This window comes from Mycobacterium persicum, assembly GCF_002086675.1.
Lineage (GTDB): Bacteria > Actinomycetota > Actinomycetes > Mycobacteriales > Mycobacteriaceae > Mycobacterium > Mycobacterium persicum.
Map to the genome: position 1 here is coordinate 72039 of NZ_MVIF01000003.1, position 16121 is coordinate 88159.

At 67.3% G+C, this 16121-nt stretch carries 13 protein-coding genes and 1 pseudogene; 11 read left to right on the forward strand and 3 right to left on the reverse strand.

The window, feature by feature from the left end:
* The first annotated feature begins 142 nt into the window (after positions 1-142).
* From BST40_RS02275 to BST40_RS02310, 8 genes and pseudogenes are all read left to right on the forward strand, one after another.
* On the forward strand, positions 143-1693 hold the full coding sequence (locus BST40_RS02275; RefSeq protein WP_075546186.1) for an anthranilate synthase component I: 1551 nt from the start codon (positions 143-145) through the stop codon (positions 1691-1693).
* Positions 1694-1736: 43 nt separating this feature from the next.
* A complete protein-coding gene (locus BST40_RS02280; RefSeq protein ID WP_075546242.1) occupies positions 1737-2348 on the forward strand; it encodes a TIGR02234 family membrane protein in 612 nt (203 codons plus the stop codon).
* 120 nt (positions 2349-2468) lie between these two features.
* Entirely contained in the window at positions 2469-3287 is an 819-nt protein-coding gene (trpC, locus tag BST40_RS02285) for an indole-3-glycerol phosphate synthase TrpC (RefSeq protein WP_023373644.1), read from the forward strand.
* A gap of 35 nt (positions 3288-3322) precedes the next feature.
* Complete coding sequence (gene trpB / locus BST40_RS02290) at positions 3323-4609, forward strand: tryptophan synthase subunit beta (RefSeq protein WP_075546187.1); 1287 nt, start codon at positions 3323-3325, stop codon at positions 4607-4609.
* Between the two features lie 2 nt (positions 4610-4611).
* Positions 4612-5421 (forward strand): tryptophan synthase subunit alpha, encoded by an 810-nt coding sequence (gene trpA, locus BST40_RS02295; RefSeq protein ID WP_075546188.1) that lies wholly within the window; start codon positions 4612-4614, stop codon positions 5419-5421.
* A complete protein-coding gene (locus BST40_RS02300) occupies positions 5418-7088 on the forward strand; it encodes a prolipoprotein diacylglyceryl transferase (RefSeq protein ID WP_082275313.1) in 1671 nt (556 codons plus the stop codon). The genes trpA and BST40_RS02300 overlap by 4 nt, the downstream gene beginning before the upstream one ends.
* A 54-nt stretch (positions 7089-7142) precedes the next feature.
* A pseudogene (locus tag BST40_RS02305) lies at positions 7143-7558 on the forward strand (TM2 domain-containing protein).
* Positions 7548-8000 carry a DUF2752 domain-containing protein gene (locus BST40_RS02310; RefSeq protein WP_083153292.1) on the forward strand — a complete coding sequence of 151 codons (453 nt, stop codon included), beginning with the start codon at positions 7548-7550 and terminating at the stop codon, positions 7998-8000. Before BST40_RS02305 ends, BST40_RS02310 begins: the two are co-directional and overlap by 11 nt.
* Positions 8001-8025: 25 nt before the next feature.
* Here BST40_RS02310 and BST40_RS02315 read toward each other — a convergent pair whose 3' ends face one another.
* Positions 8026-8775, reverse strand: coding sequence for a cutinase family protein (locus BST40_RS02315; RefSeq protein ID WP_075546191.1), 750 nt, complete (start codon positions 8773-8775; stop codon positions 8026-8028).
* A 227-nt stretch (positions 8776-9002) separates the two neighbouring features.
* Between BST40_RS02315 and pyk the strand changes: the two genes are divergently transcribed.
* From pyk to BST40_RS02330, 3 genes are all read left to right on the forward strand, one after another.
* Positions 9003-10421 carry a pyruvate kinase gene (pyk, locus tag BST40_RS02320; RefSeq protein ID WP_075546192.1) on the forward strand — a complete coding sequence of 473 codons (1419 nt, stop codon included), beginning with the start codon at positions 9003-9005 and terminating at the stop codon, positions 10419-10421.
* Complete coding sequence (locus tag BST40_RS02325; protein ID WP_075546193.1) at positions 10422-11288, forward strand: acyl-CoA thioesterase II; 867 nt, start codon at positions 10422-10424, stop codon at positions 11286-11288.
* Positions 11289-11410: 122 nt separating this feature from the next.
* On the forward strand, positions 11411-12826 hold the full coding sequence (locus BST40_RS02330; RefSeq protein ID WP_083153294.1) for a bifunctional lysylphosphatidylglycerol flippase/synthetase MprF: 1416 nt from the start codon (positions 11411-11413) through the stop codon (positions 12824-12826).
* Here the strand turns inward: BST40_RS02330 and cydC are convergent.
* On the reverse strand, positions 12803-14467 hold the full coding sequence (gene cydC / locus BST40_RS02335; protein ID WP_083153296.1) for a thiol reductant ABC exporter subunit CydC: 1665 nt from the start codon (positions 14465-14467) through the stop codon (positions 12803-12805). The two genes, BST40_RS02330 and cydC, sit on opposite strands and share 24 nt — an antisense overlap.
* Positions 14454-16067: a thiol reductant ABC exporter subunit CydD gene (gene cydD, locus BST40_RS02340; RefSeq protein WP_083153298.1), complete on the reverse strand. Its 1614-nt coding sequence runs from the start codon at positions 16065-16067 to the stop codon at positions 14454-14456. The genes cydC and cydD overlap by 14 nt, the downstream gene beginning before the upstream one ends.
* Between the last annotated feature and the right edge of the window lie 54 nt (positions 16068-16121).

The window sequence follows — 16121 nt, forward strand, 5'->3', positions numbered from 1 at the left end:
CTTGCTCACCCGCGATACGACGGCGGACAGGCGGCGCGCCGAGCGCTGCGGTCCGATCCAGAGTTCCGCGCCGGCAGCGGTCCGGCCTTCCTGACCACGAGGTCAGGCCGGTGCTGATCTGCGAATCTGGTTGGATAGGTCGGTGCACGCCAACCTTGCAACCACGACCACGCGGGAGGATTTCCGCGTGCTGGCGGCAGAGCACCGGGTGGTCCCGGTGACTCGCAAGGTCTTGGCCGACAGCGAAACTCCGCTGTCGGCGTACCGCAAACTCGCCGCCAACCGGCCCGGGACGTTCCTGCTCGAGTCGGCCGAGAACGGGCGGTCGTGGTCGCGGTGGTCCTTCATCGGTGCCGGGGCACCGACGGCATTGACGGTGCGCGACGGCGAAGCGGTGTGGTTGGGCACCGTCCCGAAGGATGCCCCAACCGGCGGCGACCCGCTGGCCGCGCTGCAGGCGACCCTGGACCTTCTCGCCACAGCGGCCCCGAATCAGTCCGAGCCCGGGTTTCCGCCACTGTCGGGCGGCATGGTCGGCTTTTTCGCCTACGACATGGTGCGGCGCCTCGAGCGGTTGCCCGAACTCGCCGTCGACGACCTGCAGCTGCCGGACATGCTGCTGATGCTGGCCACCGATGTGGCGGCGGTCGACCACCACGAGGGCACTATCACGCTGATCGCCAACGCGGTGAATTGGAACGGCACCGACGAGCGGGTCGACTGCGCCTACGACGACGCGGTCGCGCGCCTGGACGTGATGACGGCGGCACTGGGCCAACCGCTACCGTCGACGGTCGCCACCTTCAGCATGCCCGAGCCGCGATACCGTGCCCAGCGCACCGTCGAAGAGTACGGCGCGATCGTCGAATACCTGGTCGGACAAATCGCTGCCGGCGAGGCCTTCCAGGTGGTGCCCTCGCAGCGCTTCGAGATGGACACCGACGTCGATCCGATCGATGTCTACCGAATCCTGCGGGTGACCAACCCGAGCCCCTACATGTACCTGCTTCAGATACCGAATAGTGCTGGCGCAATCGACTTTTCGATCGTCGGATCCAGTCCCGAGGCGCTGGTTACCGTCCATGAGGGCCGAGCGACAACTCACCCCATCGCCGGGACGAGGTGGCGCGGAAACACCGAGGAAGAGGATCAGCTGCTGGAAAAGGAGTTGCTGGCCGACGACAAAGAACGGGCCGAGCACCTGATGCTGGTCGACTTGGGCCGCAACGACCTGGGCCGAGTCTGTACGCCGGGCACCGTTCGGGTCGAGGATTACAGCCACATCGAACGCTATAGCCACGTCATGCACCTGGTGTCGACGGTGACCGGTCTGCTCGACGACGATCACACCGCTCTGGACGCGGTGACCGCCTGCTTCCCGGCGGGCACGCTGTCGGGCGCACCGAAGGTGCGGGCCATGGAGTTGATCGAAGAGGTGGAGAAGACCCGCCGCGGGCTGTACGGCGGCGTGGTGGGCTACCTCGACTTCGCCGGCAACGCTGACTTCGCGATCGCCATCCGTACCGCGCTGATGCGGAACGGCACCGCCTACGTCCAGGCCGGTGGCGGCGTGGTGGCCGACTCCAACGGGCCTTACGAATACAACGAGGCCGGCAGCAAAGCGCGGGCGGTGCTCAATGCGATTGCCGCCGCCGAGACGCTAGCTAGCCCGGACACGGGGCGTGGTGGCTGACGACCCCCGGCCCGGTCGGTCCCGCCGGCTGCCCAGTCGGCTGATGGTGGGAATGGCCCAGTTATTGCTGGTGATTGCTGCCGCGGCGCTGTGGGCGGCGTCGCGGCTGCCGTGGGTCGTCATTCGCTCGTTCGACGGGCTGGGGCCGCCGCGGCAGGTGACGTTGACCGGTGCCACCTGGTCGACTGCGTTGCTGCCGGTAGCGATGTTGCTGTTGGCCGCGGCGGTAGCGGCACTCGCGGTGCGCGGCTGGCCGCTGCGGGTGCTGGCCGCGCTGCTGGCGGCAACGAGCTTTGCGGTCGGCTACCTCGGCATCAGCCTGTGGGTGATTCCCGACGTCGCGGCCCGTGGCGCCGAACTCGCCGATGTCCCGCTGACGGCCCTGGTTGGCAGCGGACGTTACTACTGGGGTGCTGCGGTGGCGGTCGGCGCTGCGGTGTGCATCCTGATGGCTGCCGCGGTGCTGCTGCGCGCCGCGTCGATTGCCGGGTCGGCTCATCCGGGCCCTACAAAGTACGCCGGACCTGCGGCGCGCCAGGCTACGGCGCGTCGCGACCACGACGGACCCATGTCGGAACGAATGATTTGGGATGCCCTAGACCGCGGTGTCGACCCGACCGATCGACCGCACGGGTCTGACACCGAGGGTCGGTGACGAAGCGCGCGCCGAGGGCCGCTACCCTTCATGAACGTCATCGCAATCGGCTGCGGGGCGTGGGTCACGGTGGTGACGGTTGGAGACCGTTGGAGACCGTTGGGAAAGGAAACAGCAGGCATGAGTCCGGCAACCGTGCTTGACTCCATCCTCGAGGGAGTCCGGGCCGACGTAGCCGCGCGCGAAGCACGTATCAGCCTGCCGGAGATCAAGGCTGCCGCGGCCGCGGCGCCGCCGCCGCTTGACGTGATGGCGGCGCTACGCGCGCCCGGTATCGGGGTGATCGCCGAGGTCAAGCGCGCCAGCCCGTCAGCGGGCTCGCTGGCGACCATCGCCGATCCGGCGAAGCTGGCGCGGGCATACGAAGACGGCGGTGCTCGCATCATCAGCGTGTTGACCGAGGAGCGGCGGTTCCACGGTTCCCTCGATGACCTCGACGCGGTACGTGCGGCTGTCTCGATTCCGGTGTTGCGCAAAGACTTTGTGGTGCAGCCCTATCAGATTCACGAGGCGCGTGCGCACGGCGCCGACATGCTGTTGCTCATCGTCGCCGCACTCGACCAGTCGGCGTTGGTGTCGATGCTGGACCGCACCGAATCACTCGGTATGACCGCGCTCGTCGAAGTGCACACCGAGCAGGAAGCCGACCGGGCGTTGAAGGCCGGTGCCAAGGTCATCGGCGTCAACGCCCGCGATCTCACGACCCTGGAGGTCGACCGGGACTGCTTCGCCCGAATCGCGCCCGGGCTGCCCAGCAACGTGATCAGGATCGCCGAATCGGGGGTCCGCGGCACCGGTGACCTGCTCGCGTACGCCGGCGCGGGCGCTGATGCGGTGCTGGTCGGTGAAGGTCTGGTGAAAAGCGGTGACCCGCGTGCGGCGGTCGCCGATCTGGTCACTGCGGGCACCCACCCGTCCTGCCCGAAGCCGGCTCGTTAGTCGTTGATGACCCGCGTGCACCTCGAGCGTCGGTGATGGCAGATCAATCTCGCCCGGAGCTTCCGCGCACGAGCGCTGCCATCGCCGAACGCACCAGCCACGATCCTGATGCCGGCGGACATTTCGGAGGCCCCGGTGGTTATGGTGGCCGCTACGTTCCCGAGGCGTTGATGGCGGTGATCGAGGAGGTCACCGTCGCCTACGAGAAGGAACGCGTCAACCAGGACTTCCTGGACACCCTGGACACGTTGCAAGCCAACTATGCCGGCCGTCCGTCGCCGCTGTACGAAGCAACCCGACTCAGCGAACATGCCGGGTCATCGCGACTGTTCTTGAAGCGAGAAGACCTGAACCACACGGGTTCTCATAAGATCAACAACGTCCTCGGCCAGGCGTTGCTGGCTCGCCGGATGGGTAAGACCCGGGTGATCGCCGAGACGGGCGCCGGCCAGCACGGGGTGGCCACCGCCACCGCGTGCGCGCTGCTGGGCCTGGAGTGCGTCATCTACATGGGTGCCGTCGACACCGCGCGCCAGGCGCTCAACGTGGCACGGATGCGGCTGCTCGGGGCGCAGGTCGTGTCCGTGCAGACCGGCTCCCAAACGCTCAAGGACGCCATCAACGAGGCGTTCCGGGATTGGGTCAGCAACGCCGACAACACGTACTACTGCTTCGGCACGGCCGCCGGTCCGCATCCCTTCCCCACCATGGTGCGCGACTTTCAGCGAATCATCGGCATGGAGGCGCGCGTCCAGATCCAGGACCAGACGGGCAGGTTGCCGGACGCGGTCGTCGCATGTGTGGGCGGCGGATCCAATGCGATCGGTATCTTTCACGCATTCCTCGACGATCCGGGGGTGCGATTGGTCGGATACGAGGCGGCGGGCGACGGTGTCGAGACCGGTCGGCACGCGGCGACATTCACCGGAGGTTCGCCCGGCGCCTTCCAGGGCTCGTACTCCTATCTATTGCAGGACGAAGACGGCCAGACCATCGAATCGCATTCGATCTCAGCAGGTCTGGATTATCCCGGAGTCGGCCCCGAACATGCATGGCTCAAGGAGACCGGACGCGTCAGCTACCAACCGATCACCGACTCCGAAGCGATGGAGGCGTTCGGTCTGCTGTGCCGGATGGAAGGGATCATCCCTGCCATCGAATCCGCGCACGCGGTGGCTGGTGCGCTCCAGCTGGGGGCTGAGTTGGGAAGGGGCGCAGTCATTGTGGTGAACCTGTCAGGACGCGGAGACAAGGACGTCGAGACAGCCGCCAGATGGTTCGGCCTATTGTCACCCGGCGCCGACGCGGACAGGTCTGGTTGACGATGACCGTCGAGCAGTGTGAAACGAGCAAGCTGGGGCCACTTTTCGAGTCGTGCCGGGCGGCTGGTCGTGCGGCGTTGATCGGCTATCTGCCCACCGGCTATCCCGACGTGCGCACGTCGGTCGAAGCCATGACTGCGCTGGTCGAATCTGGTTGTGACATAGTCGAAGTCGGTGTTCCGTATTCGGACCCGGGTATGGACGGACCTACCATTCAGCGGGCTACCGAGGCGGCGTTGCATGGGGGAGTGCGGGTCCGGGACACGTTGGCGGCGGTCGAGGCGATCAGCCGGGCAGGTGGCAATGCCGTGGTGATGACGTACTGGAACCCGGTGCTGCGCTACGGAGTCGACGCGTTCGCCCGAGACCTGGCCGCGGCCGGCGGGCGGGGGCTCATCACTCCCGACCTGATTCCCGACGAGGCGCAGCCCTGGTTCGCCGCATCCGACGAACATCGACTGGACCGCATCTTTTTGGTGGCGCCGTCATCGACGCCCGAACGATTGGCAATCACGGTCAAGGCGTCGCGTGGGTTCGTGTATGCGGCGTCGACCATGGGGGTGACCGGGGCGCGAGATGTGGTTTCACAGGCCGCGCCCGAGCTGGTGGGGAGGGTGAAGGCAGTGTCGGACATACCGGTCGGGGTCGGGTTGGGGGTGCGGTCACGAGAACAGGCCGCGCAGATCGCAGGTTACGCCGACGGTGTCATTGTCGGCTCGGCGTTGGTGTCGGCCCTGGGTGCGGGCTTGCCGAGGCTGCGTGCACTGACGGAGGAACTTGCCGCCGGGGTCCGTGAAAGGCCGGCCTCATGACCACGATGTGGCTCGCGTACATTCCCAGCCCGCCGCGCGGCGTCTGGCACCTCGGGCCGCTGCCCATCCGCGCCTACGCGCTGTTCATCATCACCGGCATCATCGTGGCCTTACTGATCGGCGATCGACGCTTTGCGGCCCGCGGCGGTGAGCGGGGCGTGATCTACGACATCGCGCTGTGGATGGTGCCTTTCGGCTTGATCGGCGGCAGGCTCTACCACCTGGCCACCGACTGGCGGACATATTTCGGCCATGGCGGCGCCGGGTTTGCCGCGGCACTGCGAATCTGGGATGGCGGCCTGGGCATCTGGGGAGCGATCGCACTCGGCGCCGTCGGGGCGTGGATCGCCTGTCGACGCCGCGGAATTCCGCTGCCGGCTTTCTTGGACGCGGCCGCCCCCGCAGTCGTTTTGGCGCAGGCGATCGGCCGGCTCGGAAACTACTTCAATCAAGAGCTCTACGGCCGCGAAACCACAGTGCCGTGGGGACTGGAGATCTTCTACCGCCGCGATCCCGCCGGATTTGTCGACGTCCATTCCCTTGACGGTGTCTCGACCGGGCAGCTCGCGGTCGTCGTGCACCCGACGTTCCTCTACGAATTGCTGTGGAACGTACTGGTATTCGGCGTGCTCATCTATCTGGATCGGCGTTTCACGATCGGCCATGGGCGACTGTTCGGGCTTTACGTCGCGCTTTATTGCGTCGGGCGATTCGGTGTCGAGCTGATGCGTGACGATACCGCCACACACATCGCCGGAATCCGGATCAATTTGTTCACGTCAACTTTCGTGTTCATCGGCGCCGTGGTGTATGTGATCTTGGCGCCGAAGGGCCGGGAGGATCCGGCCACGGTGCGTGGCACCGCCGTGGTCGGCGAGGAAGCGGCCGAGCCGGCGGAAGTCGCCGCGCCTGAGGCAGAGCCCGCGGCTGTGAGTTCGGGTTCGGCGGCTGTCACCGCAGTCGCTGGGGCTGCCGATGCCGAAGACGACCAACCGACTGCGTCGGCGGAAACCCAGCGAGCCGGCGAACCCGCCGAGCCGCAAACCCTGAAGACCTCGGCGTCCGAGGACGGCACAACCGACGCTCAAGAAGCGCAGACCGAGGAGCCGGAAACCGGTGAGGAAGCCGCCGAGGTGGTCCCCCAGGCCGAGGCTGAGCCGGCTGAGGCGGAAGAAGCCGAACAGGCCGAGGCTGAGCCGGCTGAGGCGGAAGAAGCCGAACAGGCCGAGGCTGAGCCGGCTGGGGCGGAAGAAGCCGAACAGGCCGAGGTTGAGCCGGTGCCCGTGCCCGAGGAGCCCGAGGTCGACGAAGCTCGAGCCGAAGAATCGGAGCTCGTCGTCGACGAGGCCGAGGCCGAGTCGGTGACGGATGAGGCTGAGGCTGCAGAGGCTGAAGCCGAATCAGCGGCCGGGGAGCCAGAACTCGCTGCGCCAGCTGCAGAGACCGAAGCCGAAGAGGCCGAAGCCTCAGAGCCTGACGCGGAGGACACCACCGCGCCGAAGGCGGCGGCGGAGAATGCTTCCGGCGGTGCTGACGACCAGGATGATCACCTGGATGGCGACCAGGCACCGTCCGTTCCCAACTCGCCGACACCGGATAACACCGGCTCGACACGGCAGGGCTGGCGGGCTCGGTTGCGAAATCGGCGACAGCGGCCGGGACGGTAGCCGCCGGCGTGGTCCGGCACCAGCGGCCTCGGGCGCAGACCCACTGAATCTGGCATGCTGAAGCGGTGACTGACCAGTCGTGGGCTGCGCAGCCCGGTTCACCGGAGCAGCAACCGGGATATCCGCCGCCTTTTCCGCCGCCCTACTATCCGGAATACTCGCGGCCCGGCGGCTACTTCGGTCCGGCAGCCGACCCGTCAGCTCCCTTCGGTCGGCATCCTGTTACCGGGCAACCACTTTCGGACAAATCGAAGACGGTCGCTGGGCTGTTACAGCTGTTGGGGCTGTTCGGCATCGCCGGTATCGGCCGAATCTACCTCGGGCACACCGGGATGGGCATCGCACAGCTGCTCGTCGGTTGGCTGACGTGCGGGGTCGGCGCGGTCATCTGGGGCGTCATCGACGCGGTGCTGATCCTGACTGACAAAGTGAGCGACCCGTGGGGTCGCCCATTGCGCGATGGAACCTGATCGGCCCGCCCCGGCATCGGGGGCGCGGGGAAAGCACGCTCGGCGGCTTCGTCATCTCTGCGGCGCCGCGGGCTCGGCCGTGCTGTTGGTGGGCGCACTGGGCTACGTCGGCGTGGTCGATCCGCACCGCAGCCACTCGCTGTACCCGCAATGTCCGTTCAAGTTGCTCACCGGCTGGAATTGTCCCGCGTGCGGTGGACTGCGGATGACGCACGACCTGCTGCACGGTGATGTCGCGGCCGCCGTCAATGACAACATTTTCTTGGTTTTCTTGTTGGCCGGCATCCCCATGCTTGCCGGTTGGATGCTGCGGCGCCGCCGCAATGGGCAGTCGTGGCTGCCCGCGCCCGCGATCATCACCCTTGCGGTGGCGACGGTGGTGTGGACCGTGCTGCGTAACCTGCCCGGCTTCCCGTTGGTGCCAACCGTTCTGGGCGTTTGACCTCAGCCGGCGCCGGCCCGGTAGCTCAGTTGCCGAAGCCCGTCAACGGGCCCGGCGCACCAGTAGCCGCGCTAAGCCGACTGGCGGCAAAGGCCACCCCCTGCTCCACCACCAGCCCGTCGCCTGCGTACGCGTCATGGGCGGCGAAGTTCAGCCCGTCGGAGCACACCGGGTCTTCGGGTTCGCACACCTTGATGGTCTTGGCCTGATACGCGGGACCGATAGCGACCGGGGGCTGGCCGAGGAAGTCCATCGCCCGGTGATTGGGCAACCCGAACAACACCACCGCGGCGACGTGGTCAGCCACTTCGGGCGCCAACGGCTTGGGCACGCTGGCGGGATCGACTCCATCCGGCACCGCGGCCGACGTGACAAAGCCCATCACGGCCGCTCCCTGCGAATATCCGCCGAGGACCATTTTGGTCTGGGGACAGCTGCCCGCCATGGAAACGACATGAGCACTAGCGTCTCGGATGCCGTCGATCCCGGTGTCCCACTGGTCACTGGCCGGGTAGTTGACCGGATATACCCCGAACGTCTTGCCGCCGGCTCGGGAGCGCAGGGAGTCGACAAATGCCTGCCCCGTGGGTCCGACACCCGGAGCCTCACCGGTACCCCGGGCGAACACCACCTCGACGTCGGGGCAGGGCTCCGCGGACGCCGTCGGGACCACAAAGCCGGAAAGGACGGAGGCGCTGATACCCCACGCGGTGACGACTGCGGGACCAAGGATTCGGACGACGGGAGAAGCAATCACGGCGGGGAAGGTGTCCATACGAGGAGTTTCTCAAATTGGCAAATTTTCGTCACCTTTTGCACGCGGAAAGTTGCCCGCGTACGGCAATCGACGGGCTGACGCCGCCGCGGCCGGTCCGCGTTTGCATCGCGCGGAGAGTGGGAGCGCGCACCGGTGTTGCGACGCCCACGGTCTGCCGTGGTCCCGATGCGCGGGTATCGGCGAGGCGCACCGAAGGCACATGACCGCGACTATGCTTTGTCGTCGTGACAAGACGCGGGAAGATCGTCTGCACTCTCGGGCCGGCCACCCAATCGGACGACATGGTCAGAGCGCTGGTCGAAGCCGGAATGGACGTCGCCCGAATGAACTTCAGCCACGGCGACTATGCGGATCACGAGGCGGCCTACAAACGAGTGCGGGCAGCCTCGGATGCCACCGGACGCGCCGTCGGCCTGCTCGCCGACCTTCAAGGTCCCAAGATCAGGTTGGGGCGCTTCGCCGGCGGGCCGACCTATTGGGCTGACGGTGAAACGGTCCGGATCACCGTCGAAGACTGCGACGGCTGCCATGACCGGGTGTCCACCACCTACAAGAGGTTGGCTCAGGACGCGACGGCCGGTGACCGCGTGCTGGTCGACGACGGCAAAGTCGGGCTGGTGGTCGATCACGTCGACGGCGACGACGTGGTCTGCACTGTCGTCGAGGGCGGCCCGGTCAGCAATAACAAGGGAATCTCGCTGCCCGGCATGAGTGTTTCCGCGCCCGCGCTGTCGGACAAGGACATCGAGGACCTGACATTCGCACTGAACTTGGGCATCGACATGGTGGCGCTCTCCTTCGTGCGCTCGCCCTCTGATGTCGAACTAGTCCACGAGGTGATGGACCGGATCGGCCGGCGAGTCCCGGTGATCGCCAAGCTGGAAAAACCCGAAGCCATCGACAACCTCGAGGCCATCGTGCTGGCCTTCGACGCCGTTATGGTGGCGCGCGGTGATCTCGGGGTCGAGCTGCCCCTGGAAGAGGTTCCGCTGGTGCAGAAGCGGGCCATCCAGATGGCGCGGGAGAACGCCAAGCCGGTGATCGTGGCGACCCAGATGCTGGACTCGATGATCGAGAATTCGCGGCCGACCCGCGCCGAGGCCTCCGACGTCGCCAACGCGGTGCTCGACGGCGCCGACGCGCTGATGCTGTCCGGTGAAACGTCGGTCGGTAAGTATCCGCTGTTGGCGGTGCGGACCATGTCGCGGATCATCTGTGCGGTCGAAGAGAATTCGACGGCGGCTCCGCCGTTGACGCATGTGCCGCGCACCAAGCGGGGCGTGATCTCCTATGCCGCCCGCGACATCGGTGAGCGACTGGACGCCAAGGCCCTGGTCGCTTTCACCCAATCCGGCGACACGGTGCGACGGCTGGCCCGCCTGCACACCCCGCTGCCGCTGCTGGCCTTCACCGCGTGGCCCGAGGTGCGCAGCCAGCTTGCGATGACCTGGGGCACCGAGACATTCATCGTTCCGAAGATGGAGTCCACCGACGGCATGATCCGCCAGGTCGACAAGTCGCTGCTGGAACTCGGCCGTTACAAGCGGGGCGACCTGGTGGTGATCGTCGCGGGTGCGCCTCCGGGCACGGTCGGTTCAACCAACCTGATCCACGTGCACCGGATCGGTGAGGACGACGTTTAGTTGTCCGATTTTGATGAGCTGCTGGCGGTGCTGGATCTCCACCGGGTCGCCGACGACCGGTTCATCGGATCTCATCCCAGCAAGAACCCGATGCGCACTTTCGGTGGGTTGCTGGTGGCGCAGTCGTTCGTCGCCAGCACCCGCACGCTGACCCGCGAAGAGCTACCGCCCAGCGCGCTCTCGGTGCATTTCATCAACGGGGGCGACACCACCAAGGACATCGAATTCCATGTGGTGCGGTTGCGCGACGAGCGGCGGTTCGCCAACCGGCGTGTCGACGCGGTACAGGACGGCACGTTGCTGTCGTCGGCGATGATCTCCTACATGTCCGGCGGTCCCGGGCTCGAGCACGGTGTCGAGCCACCGGAGGTGGACGAGCCGCACATCCGGCCGCCAATTAGTGAGCTATTGCGTGGCTATGAGGAAACCGTTCCGCACTTCGTCAACGCGTTGCAACCGATCGAGTGGCGCTATACCAACGACCCCTCCTGGGTGATGCGGGAGAAGGGTGATCGGCTGCCCTATAACCGCGTCTGGGTCAAGGCGCTGGGCACGATGCCCGACGACCCGGTGCTGCACACTGCGACGATGTTGTACTCCTCGGACACCACGGTGCTGGACTCGGTGATCACCACCCACGGGCTGTCCTGGGGCTTCGACCGCATCTTTGCCGCCTCCGCCAACCACTCGGTGTGGTTTCACCGGCAGGTCGACTTCGACGACTGGGTCCTTTATTCGACATCGTCACCGGTAGCCGCGGATTCGCGCGGGCTGGGTATCGGGCATTTCTTCGACCGCGGCGGGCGACTCATCGCAACCGTGGTGCAGGAGGGCGTCGTGAAATACTTTCCCGCGGCTCGCCGATAGACAGGTGGGGTAACCGCAGGACAACCGCCTGGTTTCGGCTCAACCCGGCCACGCTCAGGCGTACCGTTCCAGGTAGCGGGTACCCGTCCGGCAGCTGAGAGGCAGGTCAGCGGGAGGTGAGTGTGAACGAACCGTCGGTCGATGTCGCGCCGAGGGTCCGTGCCCGCGAACGCGTCGTCGTGCACGTCGATACATTCAGGGCTCGCCTTGTCGGCGCCCTTGCGGTGTTCTGCGCGGCGTGCTGGCTCATTGCGCTGCTCGCGCATAACTACCGGCACGAGGATTGGCAGGCGGCCGGGCGGCTGAGTTGGTCGCTGACGATCCTGGCGGCGGTGGCGTTGATAGCCCGGGGTATCTTCCTCGGGCGTCCGGTCACGGCCATGCATGCGGCTGCGGCCGCGCTATTCCTGGTCGCGGGGCTGGGCCTGCATGTGCTGTCCTTCGACCTGGCCGGTGAGATGCTGATCGCCGGATCGGGGTTGGTGTTGATGTGGCCGACGTCGTCGCATCCACGACCTGGTGACTTGCCCCGGGTGTGGGCATTGATCAACGCCACCAGCGAGGATCCGTTGGCACCGTTCGCCATGCAGGCGGGCAAGTGCTACCACTTCAGCGCGGTCGGCACCGCGGCGCTGGCATACCGGACGCGGCTGGGCTTTGCGGTGGTCGCCGGGGACCCGATTGGTGACGAATCGCAGTTTCCCGAGCTGATTGCCGACTTCGTCGCCACCTGTCATGCCCGCGGCTGGCGGATTGCGGTGCTGGCCTGCAGTGAGCGACGGCTGAGCCTGTGGACCGACCCCGACGTGCCGGGACGGTCGCTGCGGGCGGTACCCATCGGGCGGGACGTCGTCATCGATGTCCCCAACTTCGCGATGGTGGGCCGCAAGTTCCGCAACCTGCGTCAGGCCGTCAAACGGACCCATAACGCCGGCATCACCACCGAAATCGTGGCCGAACGGGAACTCGACGACAAGCAGCGCGCAGAGCTGACCGAGATGCTGCTGGCGTCCCCCAAAGGGGCGCGTACCGATCGCGGCTTCTGCATGAGCCTGGACGGCGTACTGGAAGGCAAATACCCAGGCGTTCAGCTGATCATCGCCAGGGACGCTTCGGGGCGGGTGCAGGGCTTCGACCGATTCACGACCGCGGGTGGCGGCAGTGATTTCTCCCTCGACGTGCCCTGGCGGCGCCGCGGTGCCCCGAACGGGATCGACGAGCGGCTCAGCGTCGACATGATCACCGCCGCCAAAGAGGCTGGCGCGCAGCGGCTGTCGCTAGCCTTCGCGGCGTTCCCGGAGATCTTCGACGCGGCACACCGGAGCCGGCCGCAACGCGTGTTCTATCTGCTGATCCATCTGCTCGACCCGTTCATCTCCCTGGAGTCCTTGTACCGGTACCTGGGTAAATTTCACGCATTGGACGAACGGCGCTATGCGCTGGTCTCGTTGACCCAGATCGTTCCGCTGCTGCTGGTGTTGCTCTCCCTGGAGTTCATGCCGCGGCGCCGCGGGCTACCCGAAGGGGCACGCCGGTGAGCCGACGCTGAGTCGGGCGCAGGCAATGTCGTCGGGCAGGTGGTGGGTGGCCACCACAACCGTCCGGTCGCCCAGAATCGGCCCCGGGCCTGGCATCAGCAAGTCGCGCAGGACGGCCTCGGCGTCGGTCGCGTCAAGGTGTTCGGTTGGCTCGTCCAGCAGCACAATTCGGGCGGGGGACAGCACCGCCCGCGCGAGCAGCAGCCGTCGGCGTTGTCCTGCTGAAAGTCCTTGCACGCCACCGATCAACACCGTCGACAAGCCCTCTGGAAGGCCGGCCAGCCAGTCGCCGAGGCCGGCTTTCGCCAGTGCGGCCGTCAATTCGTCATCGCCGCAATCGCCGCGGACAACCAACAGGTTATCTCGTACGGTGGTGGCGAAGACATGTGCGTCTTCGGCGAAAAAGGTGACAGCTCTTCGCAGTTCGGCTTCATCGAAGGGGCTCACGTCGGTTCCGTCCACGAGCACCCGGCCGTCTAGTGGCGGCAACAGCCCGGCCAGCGTCATCAGCAGCGTCGTCTTGCCGGAGCCGCTGGGGCCGGTGACGGCGAGCCGACCACCCGGTGGCAGGTCGAGCACCGCCTGGCACGACCGTACCGCCAAGTGACCGCACCAGACGTCGGCGGATAGCCGGCCGGTGCTCGGGGGCCCCGCTGGTGTTGGCGCGGCCCGGGCCGGGCGACTGTCCTCGGGCGGAGTCAGGTCAAGCAGCCGCCGTGCCGCGATACGTGACCGGGTCAGCTGGACCGCGGCCACCGGAAGTGCGGTCGTCGCCTCGAAGGCCGACAATGGCAACAACATCAGCACGGCCAGCGTCGTCGGCGCCACCGTGGGAGCCATGCCGATTGCCGCCGCCACCGCACCCAACACGCTGATCCCGATCGCCGCGGTCGGTATCGCCTCGGCGATCGCCGCCGGCCTGGCCGCGGCGTCGCGAGCCCTACCCCAAGCACGTTGTTGCCGTTGGGATTCGGCAATGATGTCGGTGAGGACTCCGGCGACCCGAAGCTCGGGTGCGTGCTCGAGTGCGACCATGGCCGACGTGTCGCGGCCGCCATGATGCCGCCGGGCCAGCGTCTCGTGTTGCACGGCGGCTCTGCCGGCAAGCCAAGGCGCGACGACCCCGGCCACCAACAGGCAGATCGCCAGGACCGCTGCGGCCGGCGCCGAGATGATCGCAACGGCCGTGGTCGCGGCCAGCGCCAGTAATGCGGCGACGCCGATCGGTACCACCGCACGGACCAGCATGTCGGCCAAGGTGTCGACGTCGGCACCGACTCGGGCCACCACCTCGCCGCTGTGCAGCCGGACCGCCGCCGCCGGCGGTCCCACGGCCAGCCGGTGGTAGATCCGGGCGCGCGCTGCGCCGGCCGCGCGCAGCGCGGTGTCGTGGGTGGCAAGTCGCCCGCAATAGTGCAGAATCCCGCGCGAAATCGCGAACGTTCGCACCGCGACGACCGCGACGGACAAGTCCAGCACGGGCGGCATCTGCCAGGCGCGGGTGATCAACCATGCCGAAACGCCGGCCAAGGCGAGGCCGCTGCCCAGTGACAACGCCGCCAGAACAATCGCGGCCAGGATGCGCCCCAATCGCGGACGCAGCAGGTCATAGCCGGCCGGCAGCGGATCAGACCGGGGCATAGCCGACCTCGCTGCCGGCGGTGACCTCGACGACCCGGTCACCGATGGCCACGACGGGGGCCCGGTGGCCGACGACCACCACCGTCGCACCCTGGCGGGCCCGGTCGACGACGGCCCGCAACACCCGGCCCTCGGTGGCGGCGTCCAGGTGCGCGGTGGGTTCGTCGAGCAGCAGTACCGGGGCGGTTGATCCGAGTGCCCGGGCCAGCCCGAGGCGTTGCCGCTGCCCCAGCGACAAGCCGACGCCGCCGCGGCCGAGCACGGTGTCCAATCCGTCCGGCAGCGTCGCCAGCACGGTGTCGAATCCTGCTGCGGTGCAAGCACTCTCAATGTCATCCAGATCACCGAACAGCACCAGGTTGTCGCGGACCGTTCCCGGAATCAGGACCGGGCGTTGTGGCAGCCAGGACAGCTGCCGCCACCAGGAGGCGAGCTCCAATTCGCCGACGTCGATTCCGGCGACGGTGACCCGTCCCGACGACGGCACGGTGAGGCCGGCGATCACCTGCAGGGTGGTGCTCTTGCCCGCGCCGTTTCGCCCGGTCAGCACCGTCACCCGGCCGGGTTCGAGCACCGCGGTCAGGTGATCCGGTGAGCGGCCGTCTCTGCTTGCGACGCTGAGGTTTTCGATGCGGATCAAGGATCTGCGAGCCGCCACCGTACGGGTGCCCGCGGTCGCGGACGCCGGTTCGCCGATGAGCGCGAAAGCCTGGGCGGCCGCGGCTCTGCCGTCTTGGGCGGCATGGAATTCCACACCGATGCGCCGCAGCGGCCAGTACACGTCGGGTGCCAGCAGCAGCACCGTCAACCCGGTGGCCAGGCTCATCTGACCGAACACCAGGCGAAGACCGATGCTGACCGCGACCACGGCCACACCCAGCGTGGCCAGCAATTCGAGCACCAACGCCGACAGGAAGGCGACCCGCAGCGTGGCCATCGCCGAACGGCGGTGCGCGGCAGCGAGTTCTGCGATGCGCCGCTCCGGCCCCACTGCACGGCCCAACGCCCGCAGGGTGGGGATGCCGGCGATCAGGTCCAACAGCCGAGCCTGCAGCGCGCCCATCGCGGCCAGCGCGGCTGCCGACCGATCGGCGGTCGCGAGCCCGATCAACACCATGAAGATCGGAATCAGCGGCAGCGTGATCACCACGATCGCCGTCGACTTCATGTCGTAGGCCGCGATGACCGCGACGGTGGCCGGCGTCAGAATCACCGCAAGCAGCAAGGTGGGCAGATAACCGGTGAAGTAGGGACGCAAACCGTCCAGTCCGCGAGTGACCAGCACCGCGGCGGCATCACGCTGTGCCGCCACCTGCCTGGGTTGGCGCCCCGTTACCGCCGTCAGCACCTGACCGCTGAGATCCGCGATCACCGCGCTGGCTCCCCGCTGCCCAAGACGTGCCTGCAACCAGTGCGTCAGGGCGCGAATTGTCCACAGCACCAACAATATTGCCAGCGGTTCCAGCCAGCGGTCCAGATGTCGCGTCGAGGGATCGGCCACGATCCGCGCGACGATGCTCGCCAGGACCACCGCCGAGCCGATCGCGCAGCCGGATATCACCACTCCACACGCCACCGCGGCGATCAGGTAGCGGCGCAAGGCCGACGATGCCCGCCACAGCCGCGGATCCAGCGGCGCCCGGGCGGACCTGTC

What these genes read in the sequence shown, in the direction of transcription:
- BST40_RS02300 (WP_082275313.1), top strand. Translation starts at nt 5,418, where the DNA reads ATGACCACGATGTGGCTCGCGTACATTCCCAGCCCGCCGCGCGGCGTC.
- cydC (WP_083153296.1), bottom strand. Translation starts at nt 14,467, where the DNA reads ATGCCCCGGTCTGATCCGCTGCCGGCCGGCTATGACCTGCTGCGTCCG.
- trpA (WP_075546188.1), top strand. Translation starts at nt 4,612, where the DNA reads ATGACCGTCGAGCAGTGTGAAACGAGCAAGCTGGGGCCACTTTTCGAG.
- trpB (WP_075546187.1), top strand. Translation starts at nt 3,323, where the DNA reads ATGGCAGATCAATCTCGCCCGGAGCTTCCGCGCACGAGCGCTGCCATC.
- BST40_RS02280 (WP_075546242.1), top strand. Translation starts at nt 1,737, where the DNA reads ATGGTGGGAATGGCCCAGTTATTGCTGGTGATTGCTGCCGCGGCGCTG.
- BST40_RS02310 (WP_083153292.1), top strand. Translation starts at nt 7,548, where the DNA reads ATGGAACCTGATCGGCCCGCCCCGGCATCGGGGGCGCGGGGAAAGCAC.
- BST40_RS02315 (WP_075546191.1), bottom strand. Translation starts at nt 8,775, where the DNA reads ATGGACACCTTCCCCGCCGTGATTGCTTCTCCCGTCGTCCGAATCCTT.
- trpC (WP_023373644.1), top strand. Translation starts at nt 2,469, where the DNA reads ATGAGTCCGGCAACCGTGCTTGACTCCATCCTCGAGGGAGTCCGGGCC.